Annotated in this window: 20 protein-coding genes; 12 read left to right on the top strand and 8 right to left on the bottom strand. The window is 38.5% G+C overall.

Annotation, left to right across the window (positions count from 1 at the left end):
• The first annotated feature begins 452 nt into the window (after positions 1-452).
• Genes rpmH through GQR93_RS14520 form a run of 3 tightly spaced genes read left to right on the top strand, consistent with a single transcriptional unit; the run spans position 453 to position 1,841 of the window.
• Entirely contained in the window at positions 453-587 is a 135-nt protein-coding gene (rpmH, locus tag GQR93_RS14530) for a 50S ribosomal protein L34 (RefSeq protein ID WP_003550985.1), read from the top strand.
• Positions 588-642: 55 nt separating this feature from the next.
• Positions 643-1,008, top strand: a complete 366-nt coding sequence (gene rnpA / locus GQR93_RS14525) for a ribonuclease P protein component (RefSeq protein ID WP_035444176.1) — start codon at positions 643-645, stop codon at positions 1,006-1,008.
• Positions 1,005-1,841 (top strand): YidC/Oxa1 family membrane protein insertase, encoded by an 837-nt coding sequence (locus GQR93_RS14520; protein WP_003550980.1) that lies wholly within the window; start codon positions 1,005-1,007, stop codon positions 1,839-1,841. Before rnpA ends, GQR93_RS14520 begins: the two co-directional genes overlap by 4 nt.
• Positions 1,842-1,907: 66 nt before the next feature.
• Here the strand turns inward: GQR93_RS14520 and GQR93_RS14515 are convergent, their stop codons facing one another.
• Together GQR93_RS14515 and GQR93_RS14510 are read right to left on the bottom strand one after the other, a co-directional pair.
• Entirely contained in the window at positions 1,908-2,834 is a 927-nt protein-coding gene (locus GQR93_RS14515; protein ID WP_003550977.1) for an L-lactate dehydrogenase, read from the bottom strand.
• 418 nt (positions 2,835-3,252) lie between these two features.
• Positions 3,253-4,215, bottom strand: coding sequence for a cation diffusion facilitator family transporter (locus tag GQR93_RS14510; protein ID WP_003550975.1), 963 nt, complete (start codon positions 4,213-4,215; stop codon positions 3,253-3,255).
• 236 nt (positions 4,216-4,451) lie between these two features.
• On the opposite strand from GQR93_RS14510, the gene jag reads away from it, so the two are divergent.
• The 3 genes from jag (at position 4,452) to mnmG (ending at position 8,773) form a co-directional block, all read left to right on the top strand.
• Positions 4,452-5,195 (top strand): RNA-binding cell elongation regulator Jag/EloR, encoded by a 744-nt coding sequence (gene jag / locus GQR93_RS14505; protein ID WP_159298821.1) that lies wholly within the window; start codon positions 4,452-4,454, stop codon positions 5,193-5,195.
• 210 nt (positions 5,196-5,405) lie between these two features.
• Positions 5,406-6,800 (top strand): tRNA uridine-5-carboxymethylaminomethyl(34) synthesis GTPase MnmE, encoded by a 1,395-nt coding sequence (gene mnmE, locus GQR93_RS14500; protein WP_003550971.1) that lies wholly within the window; start codon positions 5,406-5,408, stop codon positions 6,798-6,800.
• Positions 6,801-6,835: 35 nt separating this feature from the next.
• Positions 6,836-8,773 carry a tRNA uridine-5-carboxymethylaminomethyl(34) synthesis enzyme MnmG gene (mnmG, locus tag GQR93_RS14495; protein WP_003550969.1) on the top strand — a complete coding sequence of 646 codons (1,938 nt, stop codon included), beginning with the start codon at positions 6,836-6,838 and terminating at the stop codon, positions 8,771-8,773.
• 83 nt (positions 8,774-8,856) lie between these two features.
• On the opposite strand, the gene GQR93_RS14490 is transcribed toward mnmG, so the two are convergent.
• Positions 8,857-10,059 (bottom strand): multidrug effflux MFS transporter, encoded by a 1,203-nt coding sequence (locus GQR93_RS14490; protein ID WP_003550968.1) that lies wholly within the window; start codon positions 10,057-10,059, stop codon positions 8,857-8,859.
• 225 nt (positions 10,060-10,284) lie between these two features.
• Here GQR93_RS14490 and lepB point away from each other — a divergent pair, with 225 nt between their 5' ends.
• Complete coding sequence (gene lepB, locus GQR93_RS14485; protein ID WP_003550966.1) at positions 10,285-10,872, top strand: signal peptidase I; 588 nt, start codon at positions 10,285-10,287, stop codon at positions 10,870-10,872.
• Between the two features lie 122 nt (positions 10,873-10,994).
• On the opposite strand, the gene GQR93_RS14480 is transcribed toward lepB, so the two are convergent.
• Entirely contained in the window at positions 10,995-11,633 is a 639-nt protein-coding gene (locus GQR93_RS14480; RefSeq protein WP_080544191.1) for a histidine phosphatase family protein, read from the bottom strand.
• Positions 11,634-12,181: 548 nt separating this feature from the next.
• On the opposite strand from GQR93_RS14480, the gene GQR93_RS14475 reads away from it, so the two are divergent.
• Together GQR93_RS14475 and GQR93_RS14470 are read left to right on the top strand one after the other, a co-directional pair.
• The gene (locus GQR93_RS14475) at positions 12,182-12,763 is read left to right on the top strand and encodes an RNA 2'-phosphotransferase (protein ID WP_003550963.1); all 582 of its coding nucleotides are present in this window, start codon (positions 12,182-12,184) and stop codon (positions 12,761-12,763) included.
• 26 nt (positions 12,764-12,789) lie between these two features.
• Positions 12,790-12,951, top strand: a complete 162-nt coding sequence (locus GQR93_RS14470) for a hypothetical protein (protein ID WP_003550961.1) — start codon at positions 12,790-12,792, stop codon at positions 12,949-12,951.
• Positions 12,952-12,955: 4 nt separating this feature from the next.
• On the opposite strand, the gene GQR93_RS14465 is transcribed toward GQR93_RS14470, so the two are convergent.
• Both GQR93_RS14465 and GQR93_RS14460 read right to left on the bottom strand, forming a co-directional pair.
• The gene (locus tag GQR93_RS14465) at positions 12,956-13,567 is read right to left on the bottom strand and encodes an anthranilate synthase component II (RefSeq protein WP_003550959.1); all 612 of its coding nucleotides are present in this window, start codon (positions 13,565-13,567) and stop codon (positions 12,956-12,958) included.
• A complete protein-coding gene (locus GQR93_RS14460) occupies positions 13,551-15,029 on the bottom strand; it encodes an anthranilate synthase component I family protein (RefSeq protein ID WP_003550957.1) in 1,479 nt (492 codons plus the stop codon). Before GQR93_RS14460 ends, GQR93_RS14465 begins: the two co-directional genes overlap by 17 nt.
• Positions 15,030-16,066: 1,037 nt before the next feature.
• Between GQR93_RS14460 and aroF the strand changes: the two genes are divergently transcribed.
• The 3 genes from aroF to GQR93_RS14445 all read left to right on the top strand — a co-directional run bounded on the left by aroF (position 16,067) and on the right by GQR93_RS14445 (position 19,080).
• Positions 16,067-17,083, top strand: a complete 1,017-nt coding sequence (aroF, locus tag GQR93_RS14455) for a 3-deoxy-7-phosphoheptulonate synthase (RefSeq protein ID WP_003550955.1) — start codon at positions 16,067-16,069, stop codon at positions 17,081-17,083.
• Positions 17,080-18,159, top strand: a complete 1,080-nt coding sequence (aroB, locus tag GQR93_RS14450) for a 3-dehydroquinate synthase (RefSeq protein WP_003550953.1) — start codon at positions 17,080-17,082, stop codon at positions 18,157-18,159. Before aroF ends, aroB begins: the two co-directional genes overlap by 4 nt.
• A 150-nt stretch (positions 18,160-18,309) precedes the next feature.
• Positions 18,310-19,080, top strand: coding sequence for a hypothetical protein (locus GQR93_RS14445; protein ID WP_003550951.1), 771 nt, complete (start codon positions 18,310-18,312; stop codon positions 19,078-19,080).
• A gap of 563 nt (positions 19,081-19,643) precedes the next feature.
• On the opposite strand, the gene GQR93_RS14440 is transcribed toward GQR93_RS14445, so the two are convergent.
• Both GQR93_RS14440 and GQR93_RS14430 read right to left on the bottom strand, forming a co-directional pair.
• Positions 19,644-21,095, bottom strand: a complete 1,452-nt coding sequence (locus tag GQR93_RS14440; protein WP_003550950.1) for an NADP-dependent glyceraldehyde-3-phosphate dehydrogenase — start codon at positions 21,093-21,095, stop codon at positions 19,644-19,646.
• A gap of 993 nt (positions 21,096-22,088) precedes the next feature.
• On the bottom strand, positions 22,089-22,835 hold the full coding sequence (locus GQR93_RS14430) for a winged helix-turn-helix domain-containing protein (RefSeq protein WP_003550947.1): 747 nt from the start codon (positions 22,833-22,835) through the stop codon (positions 22,089-22,091).
• Positions 22,836-22,946: the final 111 nt, after the last annotated feature.

The raw sequence follows: 22,946 nt of genomic DNA, 5'->3' as shown, positions 1-22,946 counted from the left end.
TCCAAACAAAAGTTTTCCACAGGCAAAAGCAGCCTGTGCATAATTGTTTCACAGACGTGGACAGAAGGTATAACGTGCCTGTGGATAAGTGGAAAAACTAAAGAAAAGGGTAGATAATTAACAGGCAGATGTGGATAACTAAAGCCGCTATTATCAGCTTTTTTAGAAAAGATGACTAATCTTATCCACAGGCTGTGGATAAGATTAAAAACAAGCTGTGACCCTGTGGACAAGCCTGTGGAATTCGTTAAAGTTCACTATATTAAACAGGGGAGTTATCCACAGTTTTTGTGCATGAAACAAATTTTTCTTTTTTAGAAATTTTTTTGAGATTAAAAAAGTGTATTTCATTTATAGACAAACTATGTTAATATGTTAGGGAAATGCATTTGAACATCCGATATTAAATGCTTAAACGCTAATTTCTTTGAATTATAAAAGGAGGGTTTCTAATGAAAAGAACATATCAACCAAAGAAGCGTCATCGCGCTCGCGTTCATGGCTTCCGTAAACGAATGAGTACCAGCAATGGTCGTAAAGTGTTAGCACGCCGACGTCAAAAAGGTAGAAAAGTATTGTCTGCATAGACCACTGACCATTCAGTGGTCTTTTTCATTATTTTTAATTATGTGGAGATGGATCATGCGAAAATCGTATCGTGTAAAAAAAGAGGCTGAGTTTCAGAAAGTGTTTGAAACTCATAACTCGGTTGCTAATCGTCAATTCGTTGTATATACGTTGGACAAACCGGATCAATTACATTTTCGCGTCGGGATTTCTGTTGGGAAAAAAATTGGGAATGCAGTACATAGAAATTGGGTCAAAAGACGAATTAGACAGGCAATTTTTGAGTTAAAACCTGATTTACGTCAAGATGTCGACTTCATTGTAATAGCACGTCCATCTACTGATCAGATGTCGATGCGAGATGTTAAGTCCAGCTTGATTCACGTTTTTAAGCTGGCAAGGCTGCTTGATTCCAACTATGATGGTGGGGAAAAACATTGAAAAAAAGAATAAAGAAAATATCGGTACTATTATCACTACTAAGTTTAACGGTTGTTTTGTCTGCTTGTAGTAATAGCCCAATTACTGAACACAGTACTGGAATTTGGGATGGCTGGGTTGTTTTAAACTTTTCTCGAGCAATCATTTGGTTATCTAAGTTTTTCAGTGATAACTATGGAATGGGAATTATCATATTTACAATTCTTGTTCGAATTGTTATCTTGCCTTTAATGATTTATCAAACTCGTAGCATGCGTAAAACACAGGAAGTCCAACCACAACTTAAGGCATTGCAAAAGAAGTATTCTTCACGAGATGCTGAAACAATGCAAAAGTTACAGGCTGAACAAAAGAAGTTGTATGCGGAGGCAGGTATTAATCCACTTGCCGGATGCTTGCCAATGATTGTTCAAATGCCAATTTTGTTCGCCTTGTATCAAGCAATTTGGCGAACTGATATTTTGAGAAGTGGTACATTTTTCTGGTTACAACTGGGTCATCCTGATCCAATCTTTGTTTTACCGGTTTTGGCGGCATTATTTACTTTCATTTCGTCTTGGTTGGCGATGAAGGGGCAGCCTGAATCAAATTCTATGACAACTATGATGACTATTGGGATGCCGATCTTCATTTTAATTATGGCTGTCAGTTTACCTTCAGCTTTATCTCTTTATTGGGTAATCACTAATGCTTTCCAAGTTGGTCAAACATTAGTGATTCAAAATCCGTGGAAAATTCGGCGTGAACGCGAGCAAAAGCAAAAAGAAGAACGTGAACACAAACGCGCAGTTCAACGAGCAATTAAAAAGGCTAAACGAAGCAAACGTAAATAGTTTATAAAAACCCCCACCTTGGATTTTTCCAAAGTGGGGGTTTTGCGTTAACTTTTATAGTGATGACTACTTTTGACGACTTTCTGCATATTTTGTTTTAATATAATTGGCAGAAGTTTGGAGCTTCTTTAGTTCATCATCAGTTAGATTCAATTGAAGTTGCTCTAAAATGCCGTCACGACCAACAATAGCTGGGTAGGATAAATAGGTGCCGTATTCTTCCCTGTAGTTTGAGACAGGTAGTTCTGTCCTAGCATCACTCATAATCGTATAAGCTAGTCGAACAGCAGCTGTTGAAACACCGTAATTCGTGTATTTTTTGGCATGAAAGACCGTGTATCCACCAGTGCGGGCTTCTTGGTCAAGCGCATCCAAGTCCAATCCTTTTTCTTTTGCGATATCAGTAATTGGTTTACCAAGTACACGGACAGTTGACCAGGCAGTAAACTGTGAATTACCATGTTCACCTAAATTGTAGCCAATAACAGAACGAGAATCGATTCCTAATTTGTCGGCAACAGATGCTCTCATACGAGCTGAGTCTAAGAGGGTTCCTGTTCCAATAACATGTTTTTTGGGTAAACCGGTAACTTCTTGATAGATGGATGTAATGACGTCAACAGGATTGGTGATTACAACAATTTTACCGTTGAATCCAGAGTCTTTAATTTGTTTAGCAACCAATGGTACTTGCTGACTTGTAAATGGTAATTCAGCAAATCGGTCATCATTAGCGTTGTCTTGTAACTTGATATTACCAATAGCTGAAATAATCACATCAGCATCCTTTAAAGCAGCATAATCATTCGTTGTGATGTTAATGTGCCAAGGAAGATTAACTAATGCGTCACGGAAATCCAACGCGTCAGCGGTTACCTTATCCTCACGTAAATCAATTAATACTAAGTCATCAGCAATGCCGGTTGATACGATATAATGAGCTGCTGCGGCACCAACATTACCCATTCCGATAATTCCAATTTTTCTAGACATTTAAAGACCTCCCTGATTTAGTCGAATTATTAATTGTTGATAAAATCTTAAATTAGTAAATGTTATTTTCCTCTTGTGTAAGACCAGCTAGCGGTTTATTCGGGCATAAACTACGTAAAGAAAAAATCACCAGAGACCAGAAGCCTGTGATGATTGACCATTGCTTCCCGTTGAATCATAGCGGGCTCTCAAATGTGCTAATTATACTTTATAACATAAATTAATAATTCGTACTGAGATTATTCTTGCATTTAGTATACGCAATTAATCTAGAATAAACAACAAGAAGTTGTCAGACTTAGTTCTCGAAAAAACGGGAACCTACAAGTTGAATATGCTGAATAATACAGAAAATTGATTAAAACATGGCGACCTAATAAAAACTCACCTAAGGATAGTGATTGAACACCGTTTCTTGCTAGTCAACGTGGTTAGGATCGTTCTTTAGGCTTACCGGATAGGCCATTACATCTGCATCCAAAATATCATACTTTTTCATAAGTGCGTGTTCTACTTTTTCACCAATTGAATATGCCTTTGTTAGGCGGGTATCATCAGCCAAATAAACGCCGACCTTCATGACAATTTGGTCACCAAGCCACCGAGGCTCAATTCCTTGAACACCCAATACTCCGGGGATTTCGTTAATGGTTTTTGAATAGTTATCAATGGCTTTAGGACTAAAACCCTCTGTTAGTCTCATAATAGTTGTTCGAAAAATCAAGATAGACGCATGAAGTATTAAAAAGCCAACGATAATAGTTGCAACCCCATCCAGCCACTGAGCTCCAAGGTAAGCACCTCCGATTGATAAAAAAGTACCGAAGCTTGTCCATGCATCACTTTTTAGGTCTTGTCCAGAGGCAATAAGGGCCTGGTTATTTAACTGGTTTCCCTTCAAAGCGTTATATTTGGCAAGTATAGAAATAGTGGCCGCAGAAACTAAACTGACGCCCAGCGACCAGAAATTTGGCTGAACGGCAACCCCCTGAAAAAATCTACGAACGGAAAAAACGCCATCCACAAGAATCTGAATACTAATTGCAAACATAATAGTTGCTGATAAAAAGGCAGCAATATTCTCGTATTGCCAGTGACCCATCACATGATTGGAATCTGGAGGCCGCCTTGAAATTTTTAAGCCCGTTATGATAATGGCGGCGCCGCAAACGCCTGTCAGGTTATTTAACCCATCAGCAATCAAAACGGTAATATGGTTCCAGTATCCAATAACTAGTTCCGCTGTCATAATAACCGCGTAGGCGCTTAGATTGGCATATGTAATCTTCTGCGCTTCCTGTAATTTATTTAAGCGATGCTGGCGATCAATGATAATATTCCGACCGGCATCGTACTGATTTATATTTGCCAATATGCTCACTTCCTAAAAACGAGAACCTGACGATCATTTTAGATGGTTAATGATCTCATTCGATTAATAATAGAGCCACCAAGGTTAATTATATCGGCTTTATCAAAATAATGTTAAATGGTGATTGCAAATATCACAAAATAATTAAGGTTTGCGTTTAGTTTGCGTTTTTTTTGCTAAACCATTTATTAATGTAATGATTTATGCTATTATAAATCAGTTAAATCCATTAAAGGGAGTTTATTATGACAATTTACTCTGGCAAAACTATCCAAGACGCAGTGAAGCAAGGCTTAGCTGAATTATCACTCAATAAGGACCAAGTTGAAGTTAAAGTGATTCAACAACCAAGGAATGGTTTCTTTGGCATCGGTCGGAAACAAGCTAAGATTGAACTATTAAGAAAAGAAAACACAAACCAAACACAAATCAAAACCGCTTTAAATAATCAACCACATACAGAATCTTCTAATAATCAGGGAATCGTTAATCCATCAGAAATTGTGAAAGAAGCGAGGTCAGAGGATGATCTTGATCTAGATAAAATCGCACAGGATCTGGCAGACTATCTTAATGATGTCTTAGAAGCGATGGGCTTTTCGTTTACCCTAAAACTTGATTTAAAAAATAAGCATTCAGTCTACATTGACATTGATACGGAGCAGGAAAGTCGATTAATTGGTCGCCATGGTCGGACAATTAATGCGCTTCAAAACCTGGCTCAAATTTTTGTTAATCGATCAGGCGCAAATAATGTGACTGTGGAACTGGACACAGCTGACTATCGAAATCGGAGGAGTGAAGCATTGATTCAATTGGCCGATAAGACTGCACGCAATGCAATCGCAAACGGCAAGCCTGTTTATCTCAATCCAATGCCTTCTTTTGAACGCAAACAGATTCATAATGCACTTGCAGATAATGACCACGTTATCACTTACTCCACGGGCAAAGAGCCGCATCGGGTCATTGTCGTGGCTCCAAAATAAATTGGAAACCGTTTCGAATTTTCCATTGACAAAACGTGTACTTTAAAATATGATGAAGGTAATCATTCTTATCTTAACTAGGTAAAGTAGTCAAAGTGCTTTATCCATGCTTTTTACGCATGGAGTGGGCACTTTTTTTGTGCGTTTAAATGTATTTTGTGGTTTAATAGTGTGACGTTATTGTATTTTTATGTGGGAGGAAACTGAAGTATGGTTTTAACAACAACAGAATTTGACACGATTGCGGCTATTTCTACACCGCCTGGTGAGGGCGGAATTTCAATTGTTCGAATCAGTGGTGAAGAAGCATTGGATGTCGCAAAAAATGTTTATCGAGGCAAGAACCTTGATAAAGTAGCCAGTAATACAATTAATTACGGTCATATTGTTGATCCTTCTACAAATCAAGAAGTAGATGAAGTCATGTTATCGATTATGCGGGCTCCCCATACCTACACAAAAGAAGATATCATTGAAATCAATTGCCATGGTGGCATTGTTGCAACTAATCGGATTTTGCAATTGGTTTTGAGTAACGGTGCTCGAATGGCAGAACCCGGCGAATTTACAAAACGTGCATTCCTAAATGGACGGATTGATTTGTCACAATCTGAAGCCGTTATGGATTTGATTGAAGCTAAAACGGATCGATCGATGAAAGCCGCTATTAGTCAATTGGATGGTAATTTGTCCCATCTAATTAAACATCTTCGGAAAGATATTTTGGATGTATTAGCTCAAGTTGAGGTTAATATTGACTACCCGGAATATGACGATGTTGAAACGATGACCAGTAAGCTGCTTCGTGAAAAAGCAACTGATGTTCATAAACGAATCGTACAATTACTACAGACTGCCAAGCAAGGTAAGATTCTTCGAGACGGATTGGCGACATCCATTATTGGACGTCCTAACGTCGGCAAATCCAGTCTTTTGAACCATTTATTGCATGAAGATAAAGCAATCGTGACAGATGTACCCGGAACGACCAGAGATGTCTTGGAAGAGTATGCAAATGTTTCTGGGGTTCCTTTAAAGCTTATTGATACGGCGGGTATTAGAGATACCAATGATAAAGTTGAAAAAATTGGTGTTGATCGCTCCAGAAAAGCAATTAATAGTGCTGATTTAGTTTTACTGGTTTTAAATGCGAGTGAACCCTTAACCGAAGAAGATCGACAATTAATTGAAGCAACTAATAAGAAAAAACGAATCGTTGTTTTGAATAAAACTGATTTACCCATCAAACTAAATTTAAGTGAAATAAAGCGATTAACTAAAGCCCAAAATATTATTTCAACATCTGCCATCAAAGCAGACGGTTTAAAGGGATTAGAGGAATTAATCTCAACAATGTTCTTTAATGAGGGTATTGCAAGTAGTCAAAATGACGTTGTTGTCACAAATGCACGGCATATTGGATTACTAAATCAAGCTAAAAGCGCACTCGAAGATGTCCTTAAGGGGCTTGATGAGGGTATGCCGGTTGATTTGGTACAAATTGATATGACAAGGTGTTGGGATTTTCTTGGTGAAATTACCGGCGATAGTTATCAAGATGAATTGATTGATCAACTGTTCAGTCAGTTCTGCTTGGGAAAATAATCTGTTTCATGTGAAACATTTGGAGGAAAATACAGTTGAAAAGTTTACGAGTTAGCGATGTGAAGCAGAAATATCGCGGCAAAAATTATGATGTCATTGTTGTTGGTGCAGGACATGCTGGTTGTGAGGCGGCTTTAGCTGCTGCACGAATGGGTAATAAGACACTTGTTTTAACCATTAATTTGGATATGGTGGCTTTTATGCCATGTAACCCATCGGTTGGCGGTCCAGCAAAAGGGACCGTTGTGCGTGAAGTAGATGCGCTTGGCGGTGAAATGGGACGTAACATTGACAAGACCTATGTACAGATGAGGATGTTAAATACCGGTAAAGGACCCGCCGTTCAAGCATTGCGGGCACAAGCTGATAAACATGCCTATCATGCTGAAATGAAGCACACAATGGAAAATGAACCTAATTTAACGCTTCGACAAGCAATTGTTGATTCTTTGATTGTTGAAGATGGTGTTTGTAAGGGTGTCATAACCAATACCGGTGCGAAATACTTTGCAAAATCCGTTGTGATTGCAGCCGGAACGGCCGCTCGCGGTAAAATTATCATTGGTGAGTTAATGTATGCTTCCGGCCCCAACAATTCTCAACCAGCAGAAAAGTTGTCTGGAAGTCTTGAAGAACTTGGTTTTGACTTGGAAAGATTTAAAACCGGAACGCCTCCACGTGTTGATGGTACAACAATTGATTATTCTAAAACTGAAGAACAACCAGGGGATGAGAAGCCGCATCATTTTAGCTTTGAATCATCTGACAAAGATTATTTGGCTGTAAAAGACCAGCTTTCTTGCTGGTTAACTTATACAAACGAAACAACTCATAAAATCATTCGGGAAAATTTGGATCGTGCACCGATGTTTACCGGTGTGATTGAAGGAGTGGGTCCTCGTTATTGCCCATCAATCGAGGACAAAATTGTTCGATTCGCCGATAAGAGCAGACACCAATTGTTCTTGGAACCTGAAGGTCGCAAAACTGAAGAATGGTATGTCGATGGACTGTCTACGTCAATGCCTGAGGAAGTACAACAGCAGATGCTGCATACTATTTCGGGATTAGAAAATGCTGAAATGATGCGTCCCGGATATGCTATTGAATATGATGTTGTTGCTCCTTACCAGTTGAAGCCAACACTGGAAACGAAGATTGTAAAAAACCTATTTACAGCTGGTCAGACAAATGGGACCTCCGGCTATGAAGAAGCTGCTGGTCAGGGAATTATTGCCGGGATCAATGCTGGGCGCCGTGCGCTTGGCCAAGGACCATTTGTTTTAAAAAGAAACGAAGCTTATATCGGCGTTATGATCGATGATTTGGTGACTAAGGGAACTAAAGAACCATATCGTCTCTTGACAAGTCGCGCTGAGTATCGACTATTACTTCGAACAGATAATGCTGATATGCGATTAACAGAAAAGGGTCATGAAATTGGCTTAATTTCTGATGAGCGCTATGCGCAATTTCTTTCAAAGAAAAGGGCGATTGAATCTGAAATTGATCGATTAAACAGTATTCGAATCAAGCCATCAGATGCTGTTAATAAGTTCGTTGAAGCGCATGGGGACAAGCCATTAAAGGATGGCGTAATTGCCTCGGTCTTTCTTAGACGGCCATATGTTGACTATCAGACATTGTTACAGTTCATTTCAGATCCTGAACACCATTTGGACCGACACGTTATTGAACAGGTTGAGATTCAAACCAAATATGCTGGCTATATTGCTAAGGCAGAGTCAAGTGTCGAAAAAATGAAACGTATGGAAGCAAAGAAAATTCCTAATCGGATTGATTATGAAGCAATTGATGGTATTGCCACAGAGGCACGTCAGAAGCTTCAAAAGATTCATCCGGAAACAATTGCCCAGGCATCTCGAATTAGTGGTGTTAACCCAGCTGATATTGCAATACTAAGTGTTTATATTCAACAGGGAAAAATTGCCAAGCTAAAAAAGAGTGTCTGATTTAAGACGTTATGTCATTTGGAATATTAATCAAGAACTAAAAAGAACCGGACAAATCATTTCATGTGATTTGTCCGGTTCTTTTATTGTTTGAGTTGATTTGAGGAATTGATTTTTAAAAATAGAATGAGGCTTAATCCGATACAACCCGCGATGGAAATTGCCATTGGTAGGTAGGTCTGACTGCCCATAACACCAACAATTGGTGACATAATACCACCAATTGCATTTTGGGAGAGGCCTAATAAAGCCGAAATACCGCCACTGTTTTTAAGCGAAAGATTCATAATGACAGATGTTGTCAGTGTAAACAACATACCAAATTGAAAGACCATTAACAGAACTAAAATTGTGACCGTTAATAGATTGTTAAGTAAGAACCAACTTGAGATTAAGGCCAAAGCTGTCATAAATGTTGATCCTAAAACGAAACGGATTTGTTGAGATTCCGAAACACGAGTTGCTAATAGGCCCGGAATTGCCGATCCAATTGCAATACCGATACCATTCATTGCATAGAGAAAGCCAAAGTTTGCGACATTCATGTGAAAGTAGTTTTGAAAGACAAATGAGGAGGCTGAAATATAACTGAAAAGTCCCCCATAAACTAAGCCGCTGGCAATGACTAATTTTACAAATTTAGTATTCTTTAAAAGGCTAAACATTTCAATGATGGAGTTAATCGGACTTCCAGAAATTCTTGAGGCAAAAGGCAACGTTTCTTTGATTCCCATCCAGATCGCGATCGAGACAATGAAGCCAATTAACGCTAATAAAATGAAAACACCCTGCCACTCGACATATTTAATAATGTACCCGCCAATAATTGGGGAAATAACCGGAAATATACCATTAACAGCAGAGAGCATTGAATAAAATTTTGTCAGTAGTGGTCCTGAAAACAAATCTGAAGCAATAGCTCGTGATAGCACTTGACCGCTAGCGCCTGCTAATCCCTGTATAAATCGCAAACCAATCAGTAAGTAGACAGAATGACTACTTGCAATAAGAAGGGAGACCATGCCAAAGCTTAAAAAACCAACTATCAAAGGCCCCTTTCGACCATATTTATCGCTAAGTGGGCCTGAGATTAGTTGGCCGATTGCTAATCCTAAAAGACACGCACTTAAACTTAGCTGAATTAAAGAAGCATGTGTCTGTAAATCGCGCGTCATTTCGGGTAACGCGGGTAAGTATAAATCGATGGAAAGTGGACCAGTTGCACTGATGGTGCCCAAAATAAATACCAGCCAGATACGTTTACCTAAACTGGGAGTTGTTGCCATTTAATCACCCATTTCTAAATCATATGCTGTCTCAAATAATGATAGCGGTTTAGCAAGTTAAGCGCAACTAATTATGGATATGTTAATTATGTTCTTAAAATGTTGTGTTGATAGTAAAATATGCTAAAATATAATTCGATTGTGTCCATTAATGGCTTCATTTAAAAATAACGGATTTATAAACACAGTGACTTTTATGTTAAAAGTCCATGAAGGAGTAAAAGGATGAAATTTTTAAAGGGATTGCTGGGAATTGTTATTCCGATTGCAATTGGACTTGCACTTGCACTTGTTATTAAGGCAACCGTCGTCACGGTTGCAAGAGTCGACGGCCCATCAATGGAGCCAAATTTAGTTAATAATGAACGTTTATTGGTTTGGCGCCATGCCAAAATCAAGCATTTAAGTGTTATTGTTTTTGATGCACATGGTGAGGATCCAAGTGCATCAAAACCAAACACAGATTATGTTAAGCGTGTTATTGGTCTTCCTGGCGATACAGTTTCTAGTAACAATGGCAACTTATACGTTAATGGTAAAAAGGTTAATCAAAGTTTTATCAGCAATTATCAACGAACAACCGGAACTGGTAACTGGGATTTGCAAACACTTTCGAAGAGTTGGGCAAAACATCCAAATTCTGTAAAAGTTCCAAAAGGAAACTATTTTGTACTGGGCGATCATCGTAGTGTCTCAAACGATGGCCGGTATTGGGGATTTGTTCCTAAAAAGAAAATTACCGGTGTTGCAAAGACCTTCTTCTGGGGAACTGATAAGACAAAGCGGAATAACGTTAACAAATTGGCCTATTAATCTTTTTGATACGGGAAAATGATCCCCCTAAAACTGGCTTTATCCAGTTTAGGGGGATCATTTGGTTTTTGTTTTTCGATTAATGATCAAGAGTAAAGTTATGCTTATACAGAGATTTGCTGCTACTGGTTATAAGTCAACACCTTGGGATCATTAGTGACATCCAGCGTCATGATGCTACCGTTTTTAGGCTGCTCTCGGACAACCTGATTTTTAGAGAAAAGGGTTGCCAAATTCCTTAAATATGTTCCATGTGAAACAACAATGGCAGTTTGATCATCACTCAATTGCGTCTGGATAGTTGCAACTGCTTTTCGGATACGTGTTTCCAATTGATCAGAGGTTTCAGCATAATGAAATGGATCAGCATCATGCATGAAATCTCGAACTTTGAGTAAGCCGTACTCTTTTATTAAGTCGGCCTGTTTGAAATGACCAAGTGGTCCGCCAATCATATTCCACGTTGTCACACTGTCTATGGCTTCGAAGGAACCAAAATAAATTTCGCGAACATCCTTATTTATCTCACGGTGAATATTTTCAGAATAATGATTATTTTTCAAAACAATATCAAGTGTATGAATTGCCCTCATCATATCTGAGCTAACAGCGAGGTCAAATTTAATATTCTGCAGCTTTTTTCCGGCATCAGCTGCCTGTTTCTCTCCCTTTTCAGTTAAAGGTGAATCTACCCAACCCTGCATTCGGCGAAATTGATTTAAAAGTGTTTGGCCGTGGCGAACAAAGTATATTTTTTTCAAAATTCTGACTCCTTATTAGGTTATCTTTACAATAAGACTTTACTATTTTTGTCGTCATTTAGAAAGGGGAATGGTGATAGTAATTGATGTCCAAGCTTTAATTATTTCAATAAATTTCTAAAATAATCATTTTTAAGCCTTGTTTAAGGTGAAATGAGTATTCTATAAATAATCAATTTAACAACCCAAATTGATTTTGATAGTTTGTTTCTGATGTAGGTGCAACAATCTTCATACCCCTCAATATATATACCCTCCAATTGTAAATGATGTAACCCGGCAGAAATGGCGGGTTTTTCTTATCTTTTTTGTTCAGCCTGTATTCTAGACAATTGACATTTTTTGTCGTTAATAGTCAATAAGTAGCCACAGGAATATTTATCCAGATCGATCAGAAGTAAAATGAGCGATTGAGGTAGTAAATATCTCGATCGCTTATTTTAACATTAATACGTAAATGAAAGATGTCCTTTAAGCCATTCCTCATTAGCTGTTCAATTTTTAGAATCGGCTTTATAATATAAGTGTATTTAGTTAACTGGGAGTAAATGTTCAGTTTAACGAAAGAAGGGTGCGGTTCATTGGATCGCCAATTAACAAGACTAAGTAAGCGGCTGTCGTTTATTTTGCGTCATCATCCGGAAAAAATTGACATTAAACTTGACCAATATGGCCGGACAAACTTGAATGTTTTAATAAGGCATTTTAACAAACATTATGGAACGCCTATCAGTCAATCAATCATTACGGCAATTATTCAGCAAAGTGATAAGCAGCGCTACGCTATAGAGGGGAATACTATTCGAGCTTTGTATGGACATAGTATCCCTGTTAAGCCATTAACGCCGCCGAAAATGCCACCTGAATACCTATATCATGGAACAACTCACTCTGCAGCCAGATTGATTGAAACTGAAGGTTTAAAGAAAATGGACCGTGATTTTGTTCATCTATCGGCCAATCAACAAATGGCAATTCAAGTTGGTCGGCGTCGTGATCCACGTCCCGTTGTGTTTCGAGTTGCTGCAAAGAACGCTGCTAAAAATAATGTTTTATTTTACCCGACGAAAAGTGGCATCTGGTTGGTTGATGCAATGCCGGCACAGTTTTTAGAGCGAGTTCAAAATTAGAGTTCCCGTTTGGAGGTATGACAATCATGGCTGATAAACAACCCGAAAAGCAATCCGATCCTCTCAAGATCCGTAAACCGATTCATGGGCGTTGTCCACGTTGCAACCGGCCAATGATGATTAACTACGGTTTAAATCGTTGTCCAAACTGTGGGTTTATTTTTAAGTCGAATTTGAAACTAGATTAAGAGATCAGATGGCTGGAGAAGTCATCTTTTTTTGTGCACTAACAACGGCTATGAAGTTTTTGATAATCTGTGCACCCACCTTTGGGTCTGTCATGATTGACTCAGGGTGAAATTGAACGCCATAAACTTTTTTAGAATCGTCTGCTACTGCCATAATTTCTTTATCCGCGGTTTCGGCAGTCACCGTTAAAGTATCCGGCATTGTTTGTGGATCGATAATAAGTGAATGATAACGTGCAGCTTCAAATCTTTTTGGGCAATGATTAAAAAGCACCGTTTTTTTGGTGATGGTTACTTCAGAAGGTTTTCCATGCATCAATTTTGGCGCATGAATAATTTTGGCGCCATACGCTTCAGCGATTGCCTGATGTCCAAGGCAAACACCCAGGATGGGTACTTTTCCGAGAAACGTTTTTAGGATGTCTGGCATCTTTCCAGCATCTTCCGGGCGTCCCGGACCTGGGGAAAGAATGATACTTTCAGGATTGAGAAGGGCTAATTGTTCTGCGGTAATGGCATCATTTTTAATCACGGTAATTGGATCTTTAGAAATTTCACCAATTAACTGATACAGGTTATAGGTAAAGCTATCATAATTATCAATCAGATAGTGCATGTTCAACGCCTCCCTTAGCGGCCGTTTCCTTCAATGCATTGACGACGGCACTGGCTTTGTTGTTAAATTCCTGATATTCGTACTTGGCAATACTGTCCGCAACAATCCCGGCTCCGGAATGAACAACGAGTTGGTCGTTTTTCCGGTAAGCTAAACGAATGCCGATACATAGATCCAAATCACCATCGAAACCCAGGTAGCCAATACATCCGCCATAAACGCCCCGCTTTCTATTTTCCAAGTTTCCGATGATTTGCATTGCTGAGATTTTTGGAGCACCGGATAAAGTTCCGGCAGGTAAAACGGCGTTAATAATGTCAATCGCAGAAACGTCTTTTTTAGCTGTACTTTCCACGACTGATCCCATATGCATGACGTTGGCAAACTTTAGCAAGTGTCGATAAGCGGTCACCTTAACGGAACCAAATTCGCTCACACTTCCAAGATCGTTTCTTCCCAGATCAATCAGCATATTATGCTCGGATAATTCCTTAGGGCTGTGTTGTAATTCGTAGGCAAACTGGTCATCTTCCTGTTGATTTTTGCCACGTCGACGTGTTCCCGCAAGCGGGTAGGTAAAAAGTGTACGGTCACGTTTGGTGATCAAGGTTTCCGGCGAAGCACCAATTGTTTCGAAATCACCATGGCGAAAATAAAATTGATAAGGAGATGGACTTTCTTTAAATAAAGTTGGGGTTACCGAAAATAGTGAGCCGGTCATTTTGGCGTGTTGCGGATTAGATAAAATTAATTGAAAAATGTCGCCGTCAACAATATGTTGTTTGGTTTCGGCAACCTTCTCGGTGAATTCCTGTAATGAAAATTGAAGTTTTAAAGGTGTCATTGAAAACGATGGCAATGGTTGCTCACTTGTGATAGTTAATATTTGTTGCTTTAAGTCTTCTAATTCCAGACAAACGCTATTGTATTTTTTAATTAACAATTTTGAAGGGATAATTTGGCTTAAAGTTACGGTTTTTGTTGCATGATTGTAAGCAATAACCCGATTAACCAAGACTAAATCGGCATCGTTAAGATTCATTGGATCGGCAACTGCTGGCAGTTTGGCAGTGGTTGCATATTTTGCGTAATCATAGCTGAAATAGCCAGCCAAACCACCTAAAAAAGGTGGAAGATCTTTAAGTTTCGGTGTTTGATTTGTCCGCAAAATGTTTTCAATAAAAGGTTGAAGCTTGGTTGTTTCATGTGAAACAGAACCGTCATTCAGTGTGGTTGTGAGGATACCGTTTCGGTAAGTGAATGATTCAACAGGGTTAAAGCCAATAAACGAATAACCATCTTCGGTTTTCTTTGGCTTTCCTGTTAACAAAAAGCAGGGATGTTTTGGATTGTCAAATGCTTGTGTGATAGCGATCGGATCAAAGGATTCAACCTGAAATTGTTGTGTAATAGGAATTGCCGGATAGGCATCTGCATATTGCTTTAATTGTTCGATTGTCATTATGATGAGCCTCCAAATTTTAGTTTTTAATTAATTAAAATTTGAAAGTTGCCATCGTTTAGATAAGAATTTCATGAATGATTCCTCCTGGTGAATAAATTTTAAAAACAAAAAATCCGCCCCAAACAAGCTTTAACTTGTAAGGACGGATTTTCCGCGGTGCCACCTTAAATTCGACGAGTCAACTGTATCTTTATACAATCAATAATCTCATCACACTTAGCGAAGTGCCAACACACTTCCGACAACTGACGTATGTCTGAACGTTTCTCCATACTTGTTGAACTTTCAGGAGAACCCTCTGTGGTCCATTTAATTGTCTGCGTTCGGCCATATTTTCAGCAACGATGACTCTCTTTACGTGCACAACAATCTTGATCTCCACATCAATGGTTTATTTAGGACGAATATTTTATTGCTAATAGAATAGGGCACTTCTCATAAAATGTCAAGAGGCTTAGAATCTTCAATTCGCTAAATAATCCGACTGGACATCATATAACAGGATAAAAAACGAAAGATCATTTTTTCTTATTATTTTATTCTTAAAATCCAATTGGTTATTTATGTACTGAAAATACTGATACATAAGTCATTTCAATTATTTAGCTCGTTTTTTAGCTTATTTTTTGTGAACATTCAAAGACAAAATCAGCGGTAATTTACGAATTTTACTTTTTTCTGTTGACAAGCAAAGAAATAAATTATATGCTAGCAACAATTAAAATTTAACTTTTTAAGGAGCTTCTAATCATGGAGAAAATAAATCGCAAAATAAATCGATTTTATTACTATTGGTTCGGGTAGTGTCCACATCGTACAGGATGCGGGCACTTGTCAGCAATCCTGTGCGACCAATAGTTTTTCAGCATGATTAAACCGGTCACACAGTAAATTATCAAAATACTGCGGGACCGATTCGAGAAGAATCTTATAATACACGAAAGAACTCCCGCGGTGTTTTGGACACTGCGGGAGTTTTATTTTATGCATATTTCAGTTCTATAATTTGAAAAAAATGAAAAGAGGATGTTAACATGATTATTATTATTAAAGCAGGACAGGAACATATTATTGATGAGCTTCAGCAACGATTCGGTGGTACTCATGATGCATTCACTCATCATAATCGAGTGGCACTGGAGGGAGTCACCGAAGATGAATTAAATTCAGATGAACGCGCCGCTGCAGAACAAATTATTGATAATCCACCAAAAGCAGTTCAAGGTAGTCGCTTGTTTCATCCGGAAGATACGATTGTTGAGACTGCGCATAGTAAAATTGGCGGCGATCATTTCACAATGATGGCAGGCCCATGCTCTGTTGAATCTGCCGAACATGTGATGAAAATGGCCGCCGTTGCAAAGGAGGGTGGCGCGACAGTCCTGCGTGGTGGCGCATTTAAACCGCGAACTTCTCCATACTCTTTCCAGGGATTGGGCGAAGATGGATTGAAATACTTACGCGCAGCTGCGGATGCTTATGATTTAGACGTATTAACGGAAGTCATGGATCAGGATCATGTTGATATGATTGCGCAATACACTGATATTTTCCAAATCGGTGCTCGGAACATGCAAAACTTCTCGTTGCTTAAGGCAGTTGGTAAGACCAATATTCCGGTTATGCTCAAGCGTGGCATGTCAGCAACCATTGATGATATCTTAAATGCAGCCGAATACATTGCAGCCGGTGGTAATCATAACATCATCATTACCGAACGGGGGATTCGAACTTTTGATAATAAATACACTCGTAATACATTAGATGTTGGTGCCGTTCCGGTTCTTCAGAAGTTAACTCACTACCCAGTCATTGTTGACCCAAGTCACGCTGCGGGACATACCGAATTTGTTATCCCAGAAGCACTTGCAGGTGTTGCAGTTGGTGCCAGCGGCTTAGTAGTGGAAATTCATGATGATCCGGCCCATGCCTTTTCTGATGGTGCTCAAGCACTCAAGCCGGGTGAATACCTTGAAATGACCCAAAAAGCCTACGCCATTCGTGATGCTCTCAAGACACCCGTCCAAGAAAAAAGTGAGGTTGAATTATGAAAATTATCGAAGTTAATTTACCAGATCACTCATACAATGTTGAAATTGAGACCGGCATCTTAAACTGCACGGGTCAATTGGTTTCAAGTGTTTGGTCAGAACGAAAAATTGCACTGGTTAGTGACAGCAATGTTGCCCCTTTGTACCAGGAAAGAGTTGCCGGTGCACTGGAAAGTGTTGGTTTTACGGTTCATAATTATCAATTTCCAGCTGGTGAAGCATCAAAATCGCTTGGCGTATTGGCTGATTTAACGCGAGATATGGCGGCTGATGGCTTTACTCGTGATGATGGTGTTATTGCCCTTGGTGGCGGTGTAACCGGCGATTTGGCAGGATTTCTTGCTGCAACTTACATGCGCGGGATTAGTTTAATTCAAATACCAACCTCTTTATTGGCACAAGTCGATAGTTCAGTTGGCGGCAAGACAGCGGTTGATTTGGATACGACGAAGAACATTATTGGTTCCTTTTACCAACCTGATTTGGTTATCATTGATCCGGAGACTTTAAATACTTTGGATCGGCGTGATTTGGTTGAGGGTTATGGTGAAATTGTCAAGGTAGCGGCTCTCACCGATGGTAAGCTCTGGGATTTAGTGCAAGATATTAATTCACCGGAGGATATCCTTGCTAATGCAGAAGAACTAAGCCGTCTCTCCATTCAATACAAGGCAGATGTTGTCATGGGAGATGAAAAAGAAGGCGGTTTAAGACAAGTTCTTAACTTTGGTCATACGATTGGTCATGCAATTGAAGCATTAGCTGATGGAGATCTTCGACATGGAGAGGCCGTCAGTATCGGAATGGTTGCAATTACGCGAATCTTTGAAGAAAAGGGATTAACCCAAGCCGGCGTGAACCAAAAACTAATTGATCGGCTGCAAGCTGTTGGACTACCGATTACGTCACCCTTGTTGGATTCTGATGCTGTTTTTGATAAGATTAAAAATGACAAAAAGAATCACGCTGGTCATTTGAACTTAATATACTTACATCAAATTGGAGGGCCGGCTATCAAGTCGATTCCTTCTGAAGGAATTCGGGATTTCTTGAATATTAAGGCGCTTCAATCATAATAGTTACACATGAAACATTTATAAGAAGAAAGTTGAGACAAGAGAATACCTGCCTCAACTTTTTTATGTCCATCTATCGATGTTACTTGTTCGCGTTGTTGATATGTTAGAATGGTACTTAAATATACTTGACGAGTTAACGAAAGAAGGATGGTTATGGTTAAGCTACGTCCATCTATTCCTGATTTTTCATTTACAACAACACCAGATTATCGAAATCGGCTTGAAAAAATAGTGATTGATTCGCTGCCGGTTGGCATAAAATTATTAGCACGAAACTTTGCGCGTTCAACTGCAAGTTCCTATTGGCTGTTGAGAAAAACAACGAAACGAGGCCCTCAATGGCTAACGCTTAGAATTGCAACACATCCGGTTTGGTTGAAACATGCTCAGCAATTGGAAATATTGTGGGGGGATCCACATCATTTTGATCTGCTTAAAAATCTTTTGCAAACCCATTTAAATCACACAGAAATGAAAGCATCTTTTTTTCAAATGAGCGGGACTGATCTTAGTACACTAAAGCTTTTAGTCGAATTAGAACGTCATCAATTGATTTGGTATATTAGAATGACACCTGATATTGCGCAAGCTCATAAATTGCAACGGTTTGATTTAGTGTCAGATTTCCCGAAAGCAACGTTAATGCTGGGTGATAGAAATAATGCAAATCATTTGTTGATCAGAATGGATCATCCAGAATTTCAGCGAAAGATAGCTCAGCTTTTCGGTCAAAACTTATTATTTTCACAGTTTACAAAGCACCAATTACTTAAACTATTACCAACAAATCAATGGTTACAGCCGATCGTTTCCGAAATAGAAGTTCCGGAAAATTGGCAATATCGATTGAAAGAAGCTTATGGCAGTGACTTTGTAAAACTGTGTTTTGATGAGATAAAAAAAACAAATCAGCTGTAAAAGCAAACCCTTAAAAATGAAAACATGGCTAGTGATTAAATGACTATTTTTCGTGATTAATTTAATCAAAGGTGATTTGTTGTCGAAATGATCGTAAAGCCATTAATTATTTAGTAAAAGAATGATACAATATCATTATAGTGAAACGCTTACATTAAAAAACAATCTATGTAAATCTTCATATCATATGTCTTACAAATGATGCGAGTGTCAATCTGTAATGGAAAGGTCGAATAAGTATGAATGCCCCATTTACAAAAACACTATTACTATTTTGTGGCGAAATGTTTGAGATGATATTAATAACGGGTGCCTTTATTTTATTAGGAACCAGAGCAGTTAGCATCAAATCGTTAATATTTTTGTTAATCGTTCTAGCAATTCTTGTATACCAGTTTATCTATTTTCACCGCAAGCGCTAAAAAGGTTCTCGGCAGGTAAGTGGTAAATGTTATAACAATAATATTAGCATTGTTGTCCCTTATACCGGATTATTTATTTAGGACTTGAAAAGGAGTCAAGGCAAAATACGTTTTTGCTTTGGCTCCTTTTGTTAAAAATCTTTATTTTAAATTCATGACAGTTAATTTTTCACGGGACATTGATAAAATACTGTTGTGAACACCTTGAGTACCCATACCTGAAGCTTTAACACCCAGAAATGGAAAGTTGTCAGGACCTCTTTCGGGACGACCGTTGACTTGAACAGTTCCAACCTCGACGGCACCGGCAATTTCGAGTGCCTTATCGATATCTTGAGTGAAGACGCTCGCTTGTAATCCAAAATTGGATTTGTTCGCAATTTCAATTGCTTCCGCAACGGAGTGAACTCGAATAATCGGCAAAACCGGTCCGAATGGTTCAATCCATGCAACATCCATATCTTCTGTGACGTTATCCAATAATGTGGGGGCTAATAGATTTTTATCGCGATGATTACCGGTTATGAGTGTTGCACCCTTGGAAAGGGCATCGTCAATTAAACCTTGGACAAAATCAGCGGATTTGTTATCGATTAACGGCACAATGGCATTATCATCAACTGGTGAACCAACTGAAAGCTTTTCAACGGCAGTTTTCAATTTTGCGACCAATTGATCGGCAATGCTGTCATCGACAAGGACACGTTTAACGGCGGTACAACGCTGCCCAGAATATGAAAAGGCACCACTGACAATATTTTTAGCAGTTAAATCAAGGTTAGCATCATGACATACGATAGCCGGATCTTTACCGCCTAATTCAAGGACCAGTGGGATCATGATGGATTTTTGTGAAAGATGTTTTCCGGTCTGGGTACTACCAGTAAAGCTAATCATATTAATTCCCGGGTGTTCAGTTAAATAATCACCAATTACGGAACCATGACCGGTAATCAAACTTAGCAATCCAGTTGGCAGACCAGTCCGATCCAACGCTTGAATCATTTTAATGCCGCTAATTGATCCCTGGGTTGCAGGTTTAAAAATAACACCATTTCCTGCCATTAACGCTGGGGCGATTTTAGAAGCTGCCAGGTTGACAGGATAATTAAACGGCGAAATTGCGAGAACAACGCCAAGCGGTACCCGTTCAATGATTCCAAGTTTTTCTTTAGATCCACCCGGAAATCCGTCACCGCGCACGCTCTCTCCGTGCATGTGCAACGCTTCCTGCACAGTGTAACGAATCAAATCGATTGTCCGAGTGACCTCCTTTTCAGCATCATCATAGTTTTTTCCAACTTCAGTCATCACTGAAGTGGCAATAACTTCCTTGTCTTTTTCGAGCTCATTTGCCCACTGGTTAAGGTATTGTCCACGATCACCGAGGGAAAGGGATGCCCAAGCGTGTTGCGCTTTTTTTGATGCTTTAATGCTTTGGTCGACTTCTGATTGAGTAACGGCTTGAACCTTGCCGATCACGTCATGTTGCCAAGGCGAGGTAATCGCGATGGTTTCTCGCGATTCACTTGTTTGCCACTTTCCAGCTAAGTAAGCAGGATAGGTTGTGACATCATTTTTGACACTGTCCATTATAATCAATCTCCTCTCTTGAGTTATTTTCAATTTTTGAAAATAACTTTGATCAATTATTGAACATTTTACAACTTATCGACAGGAAATACCATATATTTTTCTGAAACATTAAGCATAAAATGTTTATTTTTTAATTTTATTAAGCAGTCTTAGACAAATAATATAATGGCTGATTCTTTACCTATAAAGATTTCATGTCTTTTTTCATACCAGTATGAATATGTGAAAACTTTAAAAGCATTTAAAATAAATTCAATTATTAATTCGATAATTTATGTAATTATGTCTAGTTAAAATCCTATATATTTTCATGACGTTTTCCCTAATATGGATAGACATTTTTAATATAATCTGAGCTCACTAAAAATACGGACGTTTAATTTGCAAACTATAGATTATAGAGATCTTTTTCATAAAATGAGGCGATCGTTATTGTGTTTCCGACGTATTCTGATTGTTCAAAGTGATTTCGTTTTTTGAGCTGCCATTTTTTCTTTTTCATTGTTCTGGCTATTATTACCTATATCATTAATAAAAATAGGTCACTAATAAGCTGTTCATCAAAGGAGAGATCATTAAAATTAAACGACTACATAAATTCATCAAAAAATAAAGATCTTAATCTTCGTGATTGGATGATTGCTTCAATGGGTGTTAACGTTGGCATTTGTTTAATCATAACGGGTTTGCTTAGTTTGTTTTATGGCGAATTGTTTATCAACATTGCTTTTTTGGGGCTTTTTGGTTACTTGATGTTTTTCAGTCTTTACATCAAAACAAATCGGTTCCTTTGGCTTGCCGTTGGTATGATAATGTTTTGCTGCGCCTTAAGTTTTCTGCTATTTTAAGGACCAAGTTTCATTAAATGAAATTGTTTTTATAATCGGAAGAATGATTAAGCTTTAGGTCCTTCTCCATTGCAAGTATCAATTAAAATAAGCTGAATCAAGTTCGAGACAGCAACGTCTTAGACTTGGTTCAGCTCATTTATTATTTTACGTGACTCGCGTCAGCGGTTTTATTTTCAACTTTAAAGAGATAACCAAATCCCCGGATTGTTTTTAGCATCTGTGGGTTTTTAGGTTGTTTTTCAATCTTTTTTCTTAAATTACTAATGTGGGTGTCAATAATTCGTAAGGTTGCACCACTGGTATTCCCCCAAACAGCTGAAGCAATTTGAGTACGACTAAGTACAGTATTTGAGTGGCTGATAAAGAATAATAGCAATTTATATTCAATGGGGCTTAGGCTCAGCCGATTATGACCGTTGTTAACTTGAAATTTATTCAAATCGATTTTTAAGTGTCCGGCAGTTAGATTACTGTTGGCCTGTCCCTGTTTGTTAATTTGCAAGCGATCCTTATTTTGATAGACCCATAATTTTTGAACAATTCTGGCAGCTACTTCTTTAATAGAAGATTTTTGGATGTAATCATCTAAATGATAACTTAAAAAGTAACGGCAAATTGTTTCAACAGGTTCGTCGGTTTTATCCAAAAGTAAAATTGGGCCGGCCACTTGGCTTCTCATAATCTGAATTTCTGAGGCGTTGTTTGGAAGTGAAATGCTACTTAAATCCCAGACGACACCGGAAATTTGCTGTAGGAGATGTTCTAGTGGTTCAAAAGATACCCGCATTTTGATATTAAAGGAATTCAACATTTTTTCGAGCTTGTTGGCTAGCTGTAAATCTTGGCTGATTAGTAGAATTTCCAATGGCATCTGTTCTTCCTCCATTTTAGTTAAATTGATTACATCTTAAGTTATGCCATACTTTTGACTAAAATCGGAGACATTTACGATACTTTTACATAAACGAAACTCGATATTTACATGACGTTGATATAT

It is taken from the genome of Lentilactobacillus hilgardii (genome assembly GCF_009832765.1).
GTDB lineage: Bacteria > Bacillota > Bacilli > Lactobacillales > Lactobacillaceae > Lentilactobacillus > Lentilactobacillus hilgardii.
This window is presented reverse-complemented; position numbering and strand designations above follow the sequence as displayed.

Excerpts from the sequence above, each read along its gene's own strand:
- GQR93_RS14430 (WP_003550947.1), bottom strand. The coding sequence starts at position 22,835 with ATGGAGGAAGAACAGATGCCATTGGAAATTCTACTAATCAGCCAAGAT.
- GQR93_RS14490 (WP_003550968.1), bottom strand. The coding sequence starts at position 10,059 with ATGGCAACAACTCCCAGTTTAGGTAAACGTATCTGGCTGGTATTTATT.
- lepB (WP_003550966.1), top strand. The coding sequence starts at position 10,285 with ATGAAATTTTTAAAGGGATTGCTGGGAATTGTTATTCCGATTGCAATT.
- GQR93_RS14470 (WP_003550961.1), top strand. The coding sequence starts at position 12,790 with ATGGCTGATAAACAACCCGAAAAGCAATCCGATCCTCTCAAGATCCGT.
- GQR93_RS14515 (WP_003550977.1), bottom strand. The coding sequence starts at position 2,834 with ATGTCTAGAAAAATTGGAATTATCGGAATGGGTAATGTTGGTGCCGCA.
- GQR93_RS14460 (WP_003550957.1), bottom strand. The coding sequence starts at position 15,029 with ATGACAATCGAACAATTAAAGCAATATGCAGATGCCTATCCGGCAATT.
- rpmH (WP_003550985.1), top strand. The coding sequence starts at position 453 with ATGAAAAGAACATATCAACCAAAGAAGCGTCATCGCGCTCGCGTTCAT.
- GQR93_RS14440 (WP_003550950.1), bottom strand. The coding sequence starts at position 21,095 with ATGGACAGTGTCAAAAATGATGTCACAACCTATCCTGCTTACTTAGCT.
- mnmE (WP_003550971.1), top strand. The coding sequence starts at position 5,406 with ATGGTTTTAACAACAACAGAATTTGACACGATTGCGGCTATTTCTACA.
- aroB (WP_003550953.1), top strand. The coding sequence starts at position 17,080 with ATGAAAATTATCGAAGTTAATTTACCAGATCACTCATACAATGTTGAA.
- jag (WP_159298821.1), top strand. The coding sequence starts at position 4,452 with ATGACAATTTACTCTGGCAAAACTATCCAAGACGCAGTGAAGCAAGGC.
- GQR93_RS14465 (WP_003550959.1), bottom strand. The coding sequence starts at position 13,567 with ATGCACTATCTGATTGATAATTATGATAGCTTTACCTATAACCTGTAT.
- rnpA (WP_035444176.1), top strand. The coding sequence starts at position 643 with ATGCGAAAATCGTATCGTGTAAAAAAAGAGGCTGAGTTTCAGAAAGTG.
- GQR93_RS14475 (WP_003550963.1), top strand. The coding sequence starts at position 12,182 with ATGTTCAGTTTAACGAAAGAAGGGTGCGGTTCATTGGATCGCCAATTA.
- GQR93_RS14445 (WP_003550951.1), top strand. The coding sequence starts at position 18,310 with ATGGTTATGGTTAAGCTACGTCCATCTATTCCTGATTTTTCATTTACA.
- aroF (WP_003550955.1), top strand. The coding sequence starts at position 16,067 with ATGATTATTATTATTAAAGCAGGACAGGAACATATTATTGATGAGCTT.